At 65.8% G+C, this 15,093-nt stretch carries 14 protein-coding genes; 10 read left to right on the forward strand and 4 right to left on the reverse strand.

Features of this window, described 5'->3' with window-relative positions; all coding sequences use genetic code 11:
- Positions 1-14: 14 nt before the first annotated feature.
- The 3 genes from AC1DYS_RS17015 to galE all read right to left on the reverse strand — a co-directional run bounded on the left by AC1DYS_RS17015 (position 15) and on the right by galE (position 4,031).
- Positions 15-1,193, reverse strand: a complete 1,179-nt coding sequence (locus AC1DYS_RS17015) for an outer membrane beta-barrel protein (protein WP_477901196.1) — start codon at positions 1,191-1,193, stop codon at positions 15-17.
- Positions 1,194-1,334: 141 nt separating this feature from the next.
- The gene (locus AC1DYS_RS17020) at positions 1,335-2,726 is read right to left on the reverse strand and encodes an undecaprenyl-phosphate glucose phosphotransferase (protein ID WP_477901198.1); all 1,392 of its coding nucleotides are present in this window, start codon (positions 2,724-2,726) and stop codon (positions 1,335-1,337) included.
- A gap of 291 nt (positions 2,727-3,017) precedes the next feature.
- Positions 3,018-4,031, reverse strand: coding sequence for a UDP-glucose 4-epimerase GalE (gene galE / locus AC1DYS_RS17025; RefSeq protein ID WP_477901200.1), 1,014 nt, complete (start codon positions 4,029-4,031; stop codon positions 3,018-3,020).
- A gap of 103 nt (positions 4,032-4,134) precedes the next feature.
- Here galE and AC1DYS_RS17030 point away from each other — a divergent pair, with 103 nt between their 5' ends.
- Together AC1DYS_RS17030 and ubiB are read left to right on the forward strand one after the other, a co-directional pair.
- Positions 4,135-4,668 carry a hypothetical protein gene (locus AC1DYS_RS17030; RefSeq protein WP_477901202.1) on the forward strand — a complete coding sequence of 178 codons (534 nt, stop codon included), beginning with the start codon at positions 4,135-4,137 and terminating at the stop codon, positions 4,666-4,668.
- Positions 4,665-6,212 carry a ubiquinone biosynthesis regulatory protein kinase UbiB gene (gene ubiB, locus AC1DYS_RS17035; protein WP_477901204.1) on the forward strand — a complete coding sequence of 516 codons (1,548 nt, stop codon included), beginning with the start codon at positions 4,665-4,667 and terminating at the stop codon, positions 6,210-6,212. The genes AC1DYS_RS17030 and ubiB overlap by 4 nt, the downstream gene beginning before the upstream one ends.
- A 39-nt stretch (positions 6,213-6,251) precedes the next feature.
- On the opposite strand, the gene AC1DYS_RS17040 is transcribed toward ubiB, so the two are convergent.
- Positions 6,252-7,328 carry a polyamine ABC transporter substrate-binding protein gene (locus tag AC1DYS_RS17040; RefSeq protein WP_477901916.1) on the reverse strand — a complete coding sequence of 359 codons (1,077 nt, stop codon included), beginning with the start codon at positions 7,326-7,328 and terminating at the stop codon, positions 6,252-6,254.
- A gap of 240 nt (positions 7,329-7,568) precedes the next feature.
- Between AC1DYS_RS17040 and AC1DYS_RS17045 the strand changes: the two genes are divergently transcribed.
- From AC1DYS_RS17045 to AC1DYS_RS17080, 8 genes are all read left to right on the forward strand, one after another.
- A complete protein-coding gene (locus tag AC1DYS_RS17045; RefSeq protein ID WP_477901206.1) occupies positions 7,569-7,934 on the forward strand; it encodes an FmdB family zinc ribbon protein in 366 nt (121 codons plus the stop codon).
- 25 nt (positions 7,935-7,959) lie between these two features.
- Entirely contained in the window at positions 7,960-8,601 is a 642-nt protein-coding gene (locus AC1DYS_RS17050; protein ID WP_477901208.1) for a DUF502 domain-containing protein, read from the forward strand.
- A gap of 127 nt (positions 8,602-8,728) precedes the next feature.
- On the forward strand, positions 8,729-10,525 hold the full coding sequence (gene aspS / locus AC1DYS_RS17055; RefSeq protein ID WP_477901210.1) for an aspartate--tRNA ligase: 1,797 nt from the start codon (positions 8,729-8,731) through the stop codon (positions 10,523-10,525).
- Between the two features lie 95 nt (positions 10,526-10,620).
- A complete protein-coding gene (locus tag AC1DYS_RS17060; protein WP_477901212.1) occupies positions 10,621-11,427 on the forward strand; it encodes a CsgG/HfaB family protein in 807 nt (268 codons plus the stop codon).
- Positions 11,428-11,479: 52 nt separating this feature from the next.
- Positions 11,480-11,962 carry a dihydroneopterin triphosphate diphosphatase gene (gene nudB / locus AC1DYS_RS17065; RefSeq protein WP_477901214.1) on the forward strand — a complete coding sequence of 161 codons (483 nt, stop codon included), beginning with the start codon at positions 11,480-11,482 and terminating at the stop codon, positions 11,960-11,962.
- Entirely contained in the window at positions 11,959-12,750 is a 792-nt protein-coding gene (locus AC1DYS_RS17070; protein WP_477901216.1) for an endonuclease/exonuclease/phosphatase family protein, read from the forward strand. Before nudB ends, AC1DYS_RS17070 begins: the two co-directional genes overlap by 4 nt.
- Positions 12,750-14,048, forward strand: coding sequence for a cardiolipin synthase ClsB (gene clsB, locus AC1DYS_RS17075; RefSeq protein ID WP_477901218.1), 1,299 nt, complete (start codon positions 12,750-12,752; stop codon positions 14,046-14,048). The genes AC1DYS_RS17070 and clsB overlap by 1 nt, the downstream gene beginning before the upstream one ends.
- Before the next feature lie 9 nt (positions 14,049-14,057).
- Positions 14,058-15,092: a ligase-associated DNA damage response exonuclease gene (locus AC1DYS_RS17080; protein WP_477901220.1), complete on the forward strand. Its 1,035-nt coding sequence runs from the start codon at positions 14,058-14,060 to the stop codon at positions 15,090-15,092.
- Position 15,093 lies beyond the last annotated feature (1 nt).

Below are 15,093 nucleotides of genomic sequence, written 5' to 3' on the forward strand. Positions count from 1 at the left end.
CCGGGGCAGCGAGGTTACTTCAGCAAAAGCTGGGCCGTGCAGCCCACGAGGTTCACGCTGTACGACTCGAGGCCGAATCCGTTGGTGCTGCGCGACTCATGTGAGTAGTTGCAACCGAGGTTGAAATTGCGAGTTGCTTCGTAGCTGGCCATCAACCCGTAGGTGTTGACCTTGTCGTCACCCGTCGTACTGCCGCCGGAGCCCTTGCTGTAGCGGGCATTCACGCCGGTCATGATCTTGCTCGTGACCTCGTACTTGATCCCGAGCCGGGCGGTGTTGGTGATGCGGTTGTCGTCCACACGCTTGACGGCTTCACCTTCGGCTGAGGGGATGGAGAAGGTCGTTTCTGTGCCTGTGTCTCGGCTCAGCGTGGTGTTGAAGCTCAACTTGGCGGTCGGCTTGTAGGCCCATTCCAGCGAACCGGTCTGCCCGTCGACATCCGAAGCCGTGGCAATCGTGTGCGTTTCGCGCGTGACGCTGATGCGCGCACGCAGGGTGCTGAAGCCTGTGGGCACCCATTCGGCAGTGAAGTCCAGGTCCTTGCGGGTCAGCTTGTCTTCTTTCGGATCGGTGGGCTGGTAGTCGGGTGTCGTGCCCTTGGTCAGCCGCCCGCCCACGCCGAAGGTCAAGATGCCCGGCTTGCCCCAGCGCAGGCCGGCACCGCCGATGTTCTGCGTGTAGTTGCGATTGGCCGACGCCTCGTCCGAATATTTCAGGCTGCGGTGTTCGGCGCTGACGTCGAAGGCGAGGTCGGACGTGAGACCGTAGCGCGCCGATGCAAGAAACTGCTGGGTCGTCTCGAGGTTGTTGCCGGTGGCTGCGGGCATGCCGACCAAGCCGAAGTTGGCCTGATTGCGTGCGGTCGTGTAGCGCAGCGTGCCCGACAGGAATTCGACCGTCGACCAGTCCAGGCCCGCGTTCAGTGAGTAGCTCGTGTTGTCGAGTTGATCCACGTTCCTGTGGCGATTGACCTGCACCGTGCCGTCGGCATACAGGCGTTGGCGGCTGATCTGCTGATCGATTCCGGCCACGATGCCGGTACCCGAGGTCGTGTCGGCAATCGGGTTGTTGGCCGTGCGGAAGACGTTGGAGTCGTGTGTGAACGACTGCGTCAGGCCGATGTAGTACGGCGTGCGTTCCTCCTCGGCGAATGCCCAGGCAGTGCTGCCCAGTGCAAGTGACGCAACCAGCACGCGGGATGTGGCGAGCCGAGATGGGGTGAGCCTAGATACCCAAACGTGATCAGACATGCTGTGCTCTCATGAAAAACGAAGGCAAGAGGCCATGGGGACGCCCGTGCAGGGGCGCAGTCGGATGCTGGCCTTGGCGGCCGATCAATAAGCGTTGCGGTCGAAAAATACCAGGCGGATGGTACTCACGATGATCTGCAAGTCGAGCCCGAGCGACCAGTTGCGCAGGTATTCGAGGTCGAACTCCACGCGTGCCTGCATCTTCTCGACCGTATCGGTCTCGCCGCGCTGGCCGTTCACCTGGGCCCAGCCGGTGATGCCCGGCTTGACCTTGTGGCGCACCATGTAGGCCTTGACGATGCGCCGATACTCCTCGTTGTGCGCGATGGCGTGCGGCCGTGGCCCGACGATGCTCATGCGGCCCTGCAGCACGTTGAAGAACTGTGGCAGTTCGTCGAGCGACGTGCGGCGGATGAAGGCGCCGAAGCGCGTCACCCGAACGTCGTTCTTGGTGGCTTGCCGCACGACCGTGCCGTTGTCTTGCGTGGTCATCGAGCGGAACTTGTAGACGGTGATGTCTTCGCCGTCCAGGCCGGTACGGCGCTGCCTGAAGATCACCGGGCCCGGCGAACTGAGCTTCACGCCGATGGCCAGGCCCAGCAGGATCGGCGAGATCAGCACCAGGATGATGGATGACAGCACGACGTCGCTCACCCGCTTGATCAGCTCGTTGGTGCCGGTGAAGGGCGTCTCACAGATACCGACAACGGGCAGGCCGTTCATGTCTTGCAGGCGGCCCTGGATGATGCTGATGCCGAAGACATCGGGCACGAAGAACAGCGACGCAGTGGTGTCCTGGATCTGCTCGAGCAGCTCGACGATGCGCGGCTGCGAGCCCAGCGGCAGCGTGATGTAGACCTCGGGGATGGAGTGCGTGCGGATGTAGGAGGCCACATCTTTCAGCCCGCCGAGCACCTGGTCCATCGCCAGGCCATCGACACGCGCGTCGGCGCGGTCATCGAAGTAGCCGACGAAATCGATACCGGTGTCGCCTACGCCCAGCGTGCGGGCCACCTTCACACCCAGTGGGCCGGCGCCCACGACGATGGCATGACGGCGCAGGTGGGGTTGGGCGGCCTGATGCTGCACGATGCGCCGTCCGCCCCACACCGCGAGCCATTGGACGATGGGGGTGGCGATCACCCAGGCGAAGAGGGCGTCTTCGTCGAAGTAACCAATGCTGCGGGTAACGTAGCCGCAGAGCACCAGCACGACCATGAGCACCATCCACGACGAGGCGATGTCGACGGCGGCTACCAGCGGCTTCTGGCGGAAGCGATTGCGCCCAGGGAATGTGATGGCGAAGATCAGCAGGCACAGCACCAGCTCGGCCCGCCCCACCGTCGCACCAGCAAACAGGTTGGCGCAAAGGAAGGTAACGACCGTGAGGGCCGGCTCGAGGAACGCTGCCATCAGCGAGGTCACCGACTGCGGTGCGCTGTAGAACGTTCGCTTGTACGGGCGGTCCTCAAACATCGCTAGGGGTTGATCCAAGTGGCGCCGCCCTTCATGAATGGCCGACTGCTGTCTGGCGATGTTCGTGCACCAAGCGTGCCAGAACTTCATCGCCTTGGTACTGCACTGAACTGCTCGACTGCTGCCTGAGATCGCGTCTACTGGCTCATGCAACGCATGGATTTTCACTCAAGAAGACAGCGGCTTCAGACCCGCAAGTGTGGGGGGATGCTACGTCTTAGGGGGCGTGATTCGCCCAAGCACGCGGTCGCTTTGAACGCGGGACGGCAAGCGCGCCGCCCGGTGCTCAGGTCAGACGTAGCCCTGCGGGTTGCGGCTTTGCCAGCGCCAGGTGTCGGCGCACATCTGCTCCAGACCTCGCGTAGCAGACCAGCCCAGCAGCTCGCGGGCCAGCGATGGGTCGGCGTAGCAGGCCGCCACATCGCCAGGACGACGACTGACGATCTGGTGCGGCACAGCCCGCCCGCTCGCCTGCTCGAACGCCTTTATCACCTCCAGCACGCTGTAGCCTCGGCCGGTGCCGAGGTTGACGGTGAGCGATTTGCCTTGCTGCAGCAGGTAGCGCAGCGCTGCCACGTGGCCATCGGCCAAGTCCATCACGTGGATGTAGTCGCGAACGCCGGTGCCGTCCGGCGTGGCGTAGTCGCCGCCGAAGACCTGCAGGAACGGGCGCTTGCCCACCGCCACCTGGGCGACGTAGGGCATCAGGTTGTTGGGTGTGCCGCGCGGGTCTTCGCCGATGTCTCCGCTTTCGTGCGCGCCCACTGGGTTGAAGTAGCGCAAGCAGGCCACTGCCCAGGCCGGTGTGCAGCGCTCCAGTTCGCGCAGCATCTCTTCGCCCATGAGCTTGGTGGTGCCGTAGGGGCTGGTGGCCGAGAGGGCCGAGTTCTCGGTGATGGGCAAGGTCTCGGGTTGGCCGTACACGGTGGCCGATGAACTGAAGACCAGTCGCTGCACGCCACGCGATTCCATCACCTGGGCCACATTGACCAGGCCGCCCAGGTTGTTGCGGTAGTACTCCAGCGGCTTCTGAGTCGACTCGCCGACGGCCTTGTGCGCGGCGAAGTGCACGACGGCGTCTATGCGGTGGGTGTCGAACACCTTCTCCATCGCCTGCTTGTCGCACACGTCGGCTTCCACGAAGACCGGCGCGCGGCCGCCCAGCCGTTCCAGGCGGGGCAGCACGAGTGGAGAGCTGTTGGCGAAGTTGTCGACGCCGACCACGTCGAAGCCAGCGTTTTGCAGTGAGAGCCAGGTGTGGGAAGCGATGTAGCCGGTGGCGCCGGTCAGCAGGATGCAGGGCATGTATTTGGGCAGCGAAGGCCGATGTCGAATGGCGGGAATGATAGGGTGCGCGATGCGGCCGCCCCATCCCTGTATCGAGGGGCGTGCCGCCTACAATTCTGCGATGCCAAACCCACTCAATCCCGGCCTCAGCGCCGCAGTCGGCCATGCTGCCATGGAGCGCATCACCCTGCTGCTCAACCATGTGATCGCTGCCGAGCCGGTGGCCACCGAAAGACTGCGCCCCCACAGCGGCCGCAGCATTCAACTGCAATGGACGGGCTGGCCGTCACTGCTGCCGGCACCGCCGCTGGTGGCGTTTGCTGTCACGCCGGCTGGCCTGCTGGAGTGGTGCGGCGAGCAGCCGCCGGCCCAGCCCGACCTGCGGGTGACGATCGACGCATCCAACCCGCTGAAGCTGATGGGGCAATGGATGGCGGGCGAGCGCCCCAGCATCGGCATCGAAGGCGACTCGGCGCTCGCGACGGACGTGAGCTGGCTGATCGACAACCTGCGCTGGGACATCGAGGACGACGTCGCCCGCATCATCGGCCAGGCGCCTGCGCACGAACTCGCGCGTGCGGCGTCCGTCATTTCCACCGGACTGCGCGAGGCCGTGCGCACGCTGCAAGGGCTGATGACGCGCGGCCCGAAATGAGGCACCTCGCCCGGCTGATCTTCATCGTCTTCACCGTCCTGCGCTTCGGCCTGGATGAGCTCGCGCTGTCGGGCTTTCGGCAGCGCTGGGTGCGCGCGCTGGTGCGAGTGATGACGCTGGGGCGCAACCTCGATGCCTTGCCCGGTTATCGCCTGCGTGAAGCGCTGGAACGCCTGGGGCCGATCTTCGTCAAGTTCGGCCAGGTGCTGTCCACTCGGCGCGACCTGCTGCCGCCCGAGGTGGCCGATGAACTCGCCCGCCTGCAAGACCGCGTGCCGCCGTTTCCGGCCGCGGTGGCGCGGGCTCTGGTCGAGCGCGCCTACAAGCGTCCGATCGAAGAGGTGTTCGCGAGCTTCGACGCCGAGCCGGTGGCCAGCGCCTCGATCGCGCAGGTGCACTTCGCGATGCTGAAGGACGGGCGCGAGGTCGCCGTGAAGGTGCTGCGCCCCGGCATGCTGTCGGTGATCGACGACGACCTCTCGCTGCTGCGCACCATGGCGCGCTGGGTCGAGCGCTTGTCGGTCGACGGCAAGCGCCTGAAGCCGCGCGAGGTGGTGGCCGAGTTCGACAACTATCTGCACGACGAGCTCGACCTCGTGCGCGAAGCCGCCAACGCCGCCCAGCTCCGGCGCAACATGCAGGGGCTGAACCTCGTCATGGTGCCCGAGATGGTCTGGGAGCTGTGCACGCAGACTGTGCTGGTGATGGAGCGCATGCACGGCGTGCCCATCAGCCAGACACAGCGGCTGCGCGATGCGGGTGTCGACATCCCCAAGCTCGCGCGCGACGGCGTCACCATCTTCTTCACGCAAGTGTTTCGCGACGGCTTCTTTCACGCCGACATGCACCCCGGCAACATCCAGGTGAGCATTGCGCCGGCCACGTTCGGGCGCTACATCGCGCTCGACTTCGGCATCGTCGGTACGCTGACGGAGTTCGACAAGGAATACCTGGCGCAGAACTTCATCGCCTTCTTCCGTCGCGACTACAAGCGTGTGGCCGAGCTGCATGTCGAGTCGGGCTGGGTGCCGCCCACCACGCGCGTCGACGAACTCGAAGGCGCCATCCGCGCCGTGTGCGAGCCGCATTTCGACCGGCCGCTGAAAGACATCTCGCTCGGCCAGGTCCTGCTGCGGCTGTTCCAGACTTCGCGCCGTTTCAACGTCGAAATTCAGCCGCAGCTCGTGCTGCTGCAGAAGACGCTGCTCAACGTGGAAGGGTTGGGCCGCCAGCTAGACCCGGACCTGGATTTGTGGAGCACCGCCAAGCCGTTTCTCGAGCGCTGGATGAACGAGCAGATCGGCTGGCGCGGCCTGATCGCAAGGCTGCAGAAAGAGGCGCCGCACTACGCGCAGCTCATTCCCGAGCTGCCCCGCCTGGTGTACCAGGCCTTGCAGCCTCGTCGAAGCCAGGAGCCGGCGCTGCTGCAGGCCCTGGTCCTCGAGCAACGGCGCACCAACCGCCTGCTGGGCTACGCGCTCGTGTTCGGTCTCGTCTGCGTGTCGGGGCTGGCGACGGCCGCGGCCGCGTTCTGGATCCGCTGACCGGGGCGGGCGTCGTTTGCGACGCCCTTGAAGCTCAGACTACTTCGATGCCTTGAAGTTGGTGAAGGTGCGCGTCTGCACGCGCCGCACGTCCTGCGGCAAGCTGTCAGGCGCAGTCATGGCGGCCAGGTCTTTCGGGCTGAGGAAGATCGACTTGTTCTCGGCCACGTCCTTGGTCACGAACTTCAGCGAAGCCTTGTTCGGGTTGGCATAGAACACCTTGTTCGTCAACGAGGCGTGCACCTCCGGGCGCAGGATGTAGTTGATGAACAGGTGGGCGTTCTTCGGGTGCGCCGCATCCGCCGGGATGGCCATTGAGTCGAAGAACAGCGTGGCGCCTGTGGGTGGCACCAGGGCCTCGATCACGTTGCCGTTCTTCGCCTGGATCGCCCGGGCGCGAGCGATGTTGATGTCGCCCGAATAGCCCATCACCACGCACAGTGCGCCGCCGGCCAGCTCGTCGATGTAGCCTGACGACGAGAAGCGCGTCACGTACGGGCGGATCTTCTTCAGCATGTCGCCCGCCGCAGCGTAGTCGGAAGCAGTCTTGCTGAACGCCGGCTTGCCGACGTAGCCCATGGCCACCGGCAGCACTTCAGAGGCGGAGTCGAGGAAGTTGACGCCGCAGCCCTTGAGCTTGCTTGCATAGGCCGGATCGAAGATCAGCGACCACGGGTTCGCGGGCATCGGCGTGTCGCCGAGTGCTTTCTTGACCTTGTTGACGTTGACGCCGACGGTCACGTAGCCCCACAGCCAGTCGACCAGGTACTGGTTGCCCGGGTCGACCTTGGCCATCTGCTCGAGGATGGCGGGGTCGAGGTTGCCCCAGTTGGTGAGCAGCGAGCGGTCGAGCTTGCGGAAGAGGCCGGCTTCGATCTGCTGCTTGGCAAAGTGGGCGCCCGGCACCACGATGTCGTAGCCCGTCTTGCCCGCCACCAGCTTGGCGTGCAGCACCTCGTTGTTGTCGTAGTTGTCGTAGTTGACCTTGATGCCCGTCTCTTTCTCGAAGTTCTTCAACGTGTCGTCGGCGATGTAGTCCGACCAGTTGTAGATGTTCAAGACCTTGGGCTCCGGCGCCGTGGCGTCGGCCGCTGCGGCGTGGCCGGCGGCTGACAGCCCGAGCAGCACGGTGCTGACGATGGACACGAGGCGAAGGGCATTGAGGCGGATCACGAGCGGCTCCTTGTGGGTTCGGTGGCGTTGTGCGTTGCAACGATTATTCCAGAGGGTGGGTTGACGTCTTGTGCACTGGCTGCACGCGACCGCGGTGCCGCGCCGACCGCCACGCGCATGGCCATCATCGATGGCCCGCCACGTATAATCACGGGTTTTCCGTTTTGAATCAAAGGCTTAGCCATGCCCATCTACGCCTATCGCTGTGAGGCCTGCGGCCATGCGAAAGACGTGCTGCAGAAGATCTCGGACCCCGTGCTCACCGTCTGCCCGTCTTGTGGCGCATCGGCATTCAAGAAGCAGGTGACGGCGGCCGGCTTCCAGCTCAAGGGCTCGGGCTGGTACGTGACCGATTTCCGCGGCGGCGCCCAGACGCAAGGCGACTCGGCCAAGACAGAGGCCGCCGGCAGCGCCGCGGCCCCGAAGGCTGACGCACCCAAGGCCGATGCTCCCGCTGCATCGCCTGCGGCATCTCCCGCTCCCGCCGCCAGCACCCCGGCTGCATCGCCGCCTTCTTCGTCTGGCGGCTCGTCGGCCGGCGGCCAGTGAAGCCTGCGTGCCAACAAGGAATCTCGTGAAGAAATATCTGATCGCCGGCCTGCTGGTCTGGTTGCCGCTGGCCATCACGATCTGGGTTCTGCACTCGGTGTTGGGCCTGCTCGACGGCGTGTTCGGCACCATGGTGTCGGCCTCGCAGGCGGTGCTGCCCGAAACAGCGCGCGACTCGCTCGAGATGCTGCGCCAGATCCCGGGCCTGGGCGTGATCGTGATGGTGTCGGGCCTGCTGCTCACCGGCGTGTTCGCCGCCAACATCGTCGGCCAGTGGGCACTGCGTCAGGGCAACCAGCTGCTCACGCACATCCCCATCGTCAAGTCGATCTACAGCTCGGTCAAGCAGGTCTCCGACACGCTGTTCTCTAGCAGCGGCAACGCCTTTCGCGAAGCGGTGCTGGTGCAGTACCCGCGCCAGGGCTCGTGGACCATTGCCTTCGTCACCGGCAAGCCCGGCGGCGAGGCGGCCATTCATCTGTCGGGCGACTACGTCAGCTTGTACGTGCCCACCACGCCGAACCCGACCTCGGGTTTCTTCCTCATGGTGCCGCGCGCCGACGTGATCGTCTTGAAGATGAGCGTCGACGAAGCCTTGAAGTACGTCATCTCCATGGGCGTCGTGGCCCCCTTGATGCCCGATGCCCCGGCCATCACCCGAAATTGACCGGGCTAGGCGGTCAGGCAACCGCCCAGCCCTGATGGCTTGAAACACAGCCTCCCAGCGCCTACCCATTCTGTGCTGGTGTGCCTTCGGGCGTCGCCGCACAATCTTCCCGATTCCGGAGTGAACCATGAGAACAACCTACTGCGGCCTCGTCAGCGAAAAGCTGCTCGGCCAGACCGTGACCTTGATGGGCTGGGCCCACCGCCGCCGCGACCATGGCGGCGTGATCTTCATCGACATGCGCGACCGTGAAGGCCTGGTGCAGATCGTCTGCGACCCCGACCGTGCCGCCACCTTCAAGGTGGCCGAAGACGTGCGCAACGAGTTCTGCATCAAGGTGATCGGCAAGGTGCGCCCGCGCCCCACCGGCACCGAGAACAGCAACCTCACCAGCGGCAAGATCGAAGTGCTGTGCCATGAGCTAGAGGTGCTGAACCCCAGCGTCACGCCGCCGTTCCAGCTCGACGACGAGAACCTGTCGGAAACCACGCGCCTCACGCACCGCGTGCTCGATCTGCGCCGCCCCGCGATGCAGAAGAACATGATCCTGCGCTACCGCGTGGCGATGGAGGTGCGCAAGTTCCTCGACGCCAACGGCTTCATCGACATCGAGACGCCGATGCTCACCAAGAGCACGCCCGAAGGTGCGCGCGACTACCTGGTGCCCAGCCGCGTCAACGAAGGCATGTTCTTCGCGCTGCCGCAGTCGCCTCAGCTCTTCAAGCAGTTGCTGATGGTGGCCGGCTTCGACCGCTACTACCAGATCACCAAGTGCTTCCGCGACGAAGACCTGCGCGCCGACCGCCAGCCCGAGTTCACGCAGATCGATATCGAGACCAGCTTCCTCAACGAGGAAGAGATCCGCGGCATGTTTGAAGGCATGATCCGCACGGTCTTCCGCAGCACCATCGGCGTCGACCTGCCTGGCTACCCGGTGATGACCTACCAGGAAGCCATGCACCGCTTCGGCTCCGACAAGCCCGACCTGCGCGTGAAGCTCGAGTTCACCGAACTCACCGACGTGATGAAGGACGTGGACTTCAAGGTCTTCTCCGGCCCCGCCACCACGCCGGGCGGGCGCGTGGTCGCGCTGCGTGTGCCGGGCGGCGGCGACATGAGCCGCAGCGAGATCGACGCCTACACCGAGTTCGTCAAGATCTACGGTGCCAAGGGCCTCGCGTGGATCAAGGTCAACGACGCCGGCAAGGGCCGTGAAGGCCTGCAGTCGCCGATCGTGAAGAACCTGCATGACGCGGCCATCGCCGAAACCATCGCACGCACCGGTGCACGCAACGGCGACCTGATCTTCTTCGGGGCCGACAAGGCCAAGGTCGTCAACGACGCGATCGGCGGCCTGCGCATCAAGGTCGGCCACAGCGAGTTCGGCAAGAAGAACGGCCTGTTCGAGGACAAGTGGGCGCCGCTGTGGGTGGTCGACTTCCCGATGTTCGAGTACGACGACGAAGGCCAGCGCTGGAACGCGGTGCACCATCCGTTCACCGCGCCGAAGGACGGCCACGAAGACTACATGGACACCGACCCGAGCAAGTGCATTGCGAAGGCCTACGACATGGTGCTCAACGGCTGGGAACTCGGCGGCGGCTCGGTGCGTATCCACCGCGCTGAAGTCCAGAGCAAGGTCTTCAGCGCACTGAAGATCGGGCCGGAAGAAGCGCAGCTCAAGTTCGGCTTCCTGCTTGACGCGCTGCAGTACGGCGCGCCGCCGCACGGTGGCCTGGCCTTCGGGCTGGACCGCCTGGTCACGCTGATGACCAAGGCCGAGTCGATCCGCGACGTGATCGCCTTCCCGAAGACGCAGCGCGCGCAAGACCTGCTCACGCACGCGCCGAGCCCTGTCGACGAGAAGCAGTTGCGCGAGCTGCACATCCGCCTGCGCAACCCGCAGGTGGTGACGCCGACCTGAGCAACCGTAAAGACTTGTGACGCTGGCATCATCGCCGGTGATCGCGCACTTGAAGGGCAGCCATCGCTGCCTTTTTTCTTTCCAGGGAGCAATGCATGCAAATCAAAATGAATCGACATGCCGCCATCGTGACCTTCGCGTCGGCGCTGATGGTCTTGTCCGGCTGCGGCAAACAGGGCGCTGAACTCGGGCAGGGTGGCTCGGTGGTCACCGGCTCGGCCGGGCCGGCGGGCGCGCAAAGCGCGGCACGCGAACTGGTGAAGTGCGACGCGCCGGTGGCGACGCTGGCACTCGTCGAGAACCCCAACGGCTACACCATGGTCACCGGCTACAACCTGCCGCAGTCACCGGTACCGCTGGTGCGCTTGCTGGCCCAGCAGAGCGGCTGCTTCCGCGTGGTCGACCGCGCGGCCGGCCTCAAAGCCACAGTGCAGGAGCAGGAGCTCAAGAACGCCGGCATCGTGCGCCAGAACAGCACGGTCGCCAAAGGCAAGGGCTATGAGGCGCAGTACACGCTGACGCCCAGCCTCACCTTCAACGAACAGAACGCGGGCCGCGAGATCGGCGGCATCCTCGCGATGATTCCGGTGCTCAACAAGTTCGTCGGCGTGGCCGAAAGCGTGAAGCTGAAAGAAGCGCAGGTCGCGCTGCTGCTCACCGACAACGAGACCACCGAGCAGCTGGCCGCCTCCACGGGCTCGGTGCGCGTCACCGACCTCGGCATGGGCGGCGTGGTGCTTGGCAAGCTCGGTGGTGCGGCGGGTGCGGGTTGGAGCAACAGCAACGAAGGCAAGGTGATCGCCGCCGCCTTTCTCGATGCGCACAACCACCTCGTCACCCAGGTGCGCATGCTGCAGTCGAAGGAATTGCCGCCCGCCGTGGCGGTGAAGGTGGGCAGGTAGCAACCCTGAGAAGGTCGGCATCGCCCTTTGCCGCGACAGGAGCCGCGACCCGATGGCAAGATCGGTGCTGATGCAGACCCGCCCGCCCAAGATCCCCGAATCCGTCCTCATCGTCATTCACACTGACGAACTCGAGGTGTTGCTGATCGAACGCGCCGACCAGCCCGGCTTCTGGCAGAGCGTCACCGGCTCCAAGGACCGTGTCGACGAGCCGCTCACCGAGACCGCCGTGCGCGAGGTGGCAGAAGAAACCGGCATCGAGATCGGTTCGCCCGCCGTGCCGCTGGCCAATCTGCGCGACTGGAATCTGCGCAACGTCTACGAGATCTACCCGGTGTGGCGGCATCGCTATGCGCCGGGCGTGACGCATAACACCGAGCATGTGTTCGGCCTGCGCGTGCCACGCGGCACACCCATTGCCCTGGCCCCGCGAGAGCATCTTCGCTACCAGTGGCTGCCGTGGCGCGAGGCGGCGGACCGCTGCTTCTCGCCGTCCAATGCCGAAGCCATTCTTCAACTCCCAAGGTTTTCATGACCCGTGGTGCTGCTTCGTCCACCCTGCACCCCGCGCACGTTCTGCGGGTGGCCACCTACAACATCCACAAGGGCGTGCGCGGCATCGGCCCGCGCAAGCGGCTCGAGATCCACAACATCGGCCTCGGCGTCGAAGCGCTCGATGCCGACATGATCTTTCTGCAGGAAGTGCGCAACTTCAACCACGGCGAGGCGCTGCGCTTTCCCGACACGCATTTCGGTTGGCCCCGTGTGCCGCAGGCCAACCACCTCGCGCCCGAAGGCTATGACGTGGCCTACCGCACCAACGCCATCACGCGCGATGGCGAGCACGGCAACGCGCTGCTGTCGCGCTGGCCGCTGGGCGAAGACGTCGGCCACCACGACGTCTCCGACCACCGCTTCGAGCAGCGCGGCCTGCTGCACGTGCTGGTCGACTGGCACGGCACGCAGGTGCACGCCATCGTCGCGCACCTGGGCCTCATGCATGCCAGCCGCGTGCGCCAGGTCGAGCGCATCGCCGCCTTCTTGTCGAGCAAGGTGCCGCGCCACGAGCCGGTCGTGCTGGCCGGCGATTTCAACGACTGGGGCGAGAAGCTCGACGCCCCCATGCGCGAGATGGGGCTGATGCGCGCCGAGCACGCGGGCAGCGCGTCGCAACGCACCTTCCCGTCGCGCGTGCCGCTGTTCTCCCTCGACCGCATCTACACGCGTGGCTTTCGCTGCACCGCGACCTTCGTGCCGCGCGGCAATGCGTGGGCGCGCATGTCCGACCACCTGCCACTCGTGGCCGACCTCGAACTCGCCTGATGGATCACGACCGCGCCGAAGCCGCCGAATCGCCGCCCGATTCGCTGATGCACGCGTGGCGCCGCGCGGTCTACAGCGGCGGCAACAAGGCCGTGCTGCTGCGCGGTGGCGATGCCTTGTTCCCAGCCATGGTGCGCGCCATCGAGAAGGCGCGCCACGAAGTCTGGCTCGCCACCTACATCTACGACAACCACGGTACGGTGGCCACCGTCACGCAGGCCTTGGTCGATGCTGCGCGGCGCGGCGTGCAGGTCAAGGTGCTGGTCGATGGTTTCGGCACGCGCAGCAACCTGCAGGAGCTGCGCGGGCATTTCGACGACGCCGGCGTCCAGATGGCCGTGTTCCGCCCGCTCGACCGCTGGTGGAGCTGGCTGCAGCCTGGCCAGCTGCGCCGGCTGCACCAGAAGCTGTGCGTCGTCGATGGCGCAGTGGCCTTCGTTGGCGGCGTCAACCTGCTCGACGACCGCTTCGACCAGGTCCACGGCTGGAGTGACGAGCCCCGGCTCGACTACGCCGTCGAGCTGCGCGGCCCGGTGGTCTCATCGGTCGAGCAGGCCACACGTGCCTTGTGGACGCGTGCGCGCATCGGCCGCCACTTCGGCAAGGAGATGGCGGCGCTCGCCCGCAGCGCCGAGCCCGTCGCGCGGGCCAAGCGCCTGCTGCGCCGCCTGCGCATGCCCAAGGGCGCGGCCGTGGCCAGCGGGCTCGACGAGCTGTTGCCGGTGCGCGCATCGTTCGTGATGCGAGACAACCTGCGGCGGCGCCGCGCCATCGAACGCAGCTACATCGACGCCATCCGCAACGCACGCGAGCGCGTCGATTTGATCTCGCCGTATTTCTACCCCGGCCGCGCCTTCCTGCGCGTGCTGCTCGGCGCGGCGAAACGCGGTGTCGAGGTGCGCCTGCTGCTGCAAGGCAAGGTCGACTACCGCATTGCCGCGCTGGCAGCGCGCGCGCTGTACGACGAGCTCATCGGTGCCGGCGTGCGCGTGTTCGAGTACACGCCGGCCTACCTGCACGCCAAGATCGGCTTGGTGGACGAAGGCTGGGCCACGGTCGGCAGCTCCAACATCGACCCGCTGTCCCTGTTGCTCAACCTCGAAGCGAACGTCGTCATCCGCGATGCCAACTTCACGAACGCGCTGGCCGCCCAGTTCGACAACGCCGTGGCCGCTTCGCGCGAGATCGACCCGACGCAAGCCCGCATGCGCTCCCTGCAAGGCGCGCTCAGACGCGGCTTCGTCGCCTGGTGTGCCCACATCTACTTGCGCATCGCAGGCGCGACCGGCAGATATTGAGCGACAGCCATGGACCTGATCGTCCAACGCCCCGAAGGCCTGTATTGCCCGCCCGGTGATTTCTACATCGACCCGTGGCGCCCGGTCGGCCGGGCGGTCATCACGCATGCCCACGGTGACCACGCGCGCATGGGGCATGGCCACTACCTCGCGTCGGCCAAGTCCGAAGGCGTGCTGCGTTCCCGGCTCGGCGAGATCACGCTGCAGACGCTGAACTACGGCGAGGTGATCGACCACCACGGCGTGCGCCTGAGCCTTCACCCCGCCGGCCATGTGCTGGGTTCGGCTCAGGTTCGCATCGAGCACGACGGCGAGGTGTGGGTCGCGTCGGGTGACTACTTCGTCTCTGGGGTCGGGGATGGCAACACCACCTGCGAGCCGTTCGAGCCGGTGCGCTGCCATTGCTTCGTCACCGAGTCGACCTTCGGCCTGCCCATCTACCGCTGGCTTCCGCAGCGCGAGGTGTTCGAGGACATCAACGGCTGGTGGCGCGCCAACGCCCAGGCCGGCCGCGCCAGCCTGCTGATGGGCTACAGCTTCGGCAAGGCGCAGCGCATCCTGGCGGGTGTGGATGCAGGCATCGGGCCCATCGTCGTGCATGGCGCGGTCGAGCCGCTGAACCGCGCCTACCGCGAGGCCGGTGTGGCGCTGCCGCCCACGCACAACGCAAACGAGCTGGACAAGGCCGCACTCTCCAAAGCCTTGATCGTCGCGCCGCCCTCGGTGCAAGGCTCCCCCTGGACCAAGCGCTTCGGCGACTACAGCGACGCCTTCGCCAGCGGCTGGATGCAGCTCCGTGGCGCGCGCCGACGCCGTGCCGTCGACCGTGGCTTCGTGCTCAGCGACCACGCCGACTGGCCCGGCCTGCAGCGCGCCATTGCCGCCACCGGCGCACAGCGCGTGATCGTCACGCACGGCTACGAGGCCATCATGGTCCGCTGGCTCGAAGAGCAGGGCCTGCAGGCCGGCGCGTTCGAAACCGAATACGACGACGAACGCGCCGACGTGCAGAAGCCCGCCGGTGACGTCGAAAGCAACGAGTGAA

This window comes from Rhizobacter sp. P2_G4 (genome assembly GCF_056403575.1).

Bases quoted from the DNA above. Each gene is read 5' to 3' on its own strand.
- galE (WP_477901200.1), bottom strand. From the start codon at position 4,031: ATGCCCTGCATCCTGCTGACCGGCGCCACCGGCTACATCGCTTCCCAC.
- AC1DYS_RS17080 (WP_477901220.1), top strand. From the start codon at position 14,058: ATGGACCTGATCGTCCAACGCCCCGAAGGCCTGTATTGCCCGCCCGGT.
- clsB (WP_477901218.1), top strand. From the start codon at position 12,750: ATGGATCACGACCGCGCCGAAGCCGCCGAATCGCCGCCCGATTCGCTG.
- AC1DYS_RS17060 (WP_477901212.1), top strand. From the start codon at position 10,621: ATGCAAATCAAAATGAATCGACATGCCGCCATCGTGACCTTCGCGTCG.
- aspS (WP_477901210.1), top strand. From the start codon at position 8,729: ATGAGAACAACCTACTGCGGCCTCGTCAGCGAAAAGCTGCTCGGCCAG.
- nudB (WP_477901214.1), top strand. From the start codon at position 11,480: ATGGCAAGATCGGTGCTGATGCAGACCCGCCCGCCCAAGATCCCCGAA.
- AC1DYS_RS17020 (WP_477901198.1), bottom strand. From the start codon at position 2,726: ATGTTTGAGGACCGCCCGTACAAGCGAACGTTCTACAGCGCACCGCAG.
- AC1DYS_RS17045 (WP_477901206.1), top strand. From the start codon at position 7,569: ATGCCCATCTACGCCTATCGCTGTGAGGCCTGCGGCCATGCGAAAGAC.
- AC1DYS_RS17030 (WP_477901202.1), top strand. From the start codon at position 4,135: ATGCCAAACCCACTCAATCCCGGCCTCAGCGCCGCAGTCGGCCATGCT.
- ubiB (WP_477901204.1), top strand. From the start codon at position 4,665: ATGAGGCACCTCGCCCGGCTGATCTTCATCGTCTTCACCGTCCTGCGC.
- AC1DYS_RS17070 (WP_477901216.1), top strand. From the start codon at position 11,959: ATGACCCGTGGTGCTGCTTCGTCCACCCTGCACCCCGCGCACGTTCTG.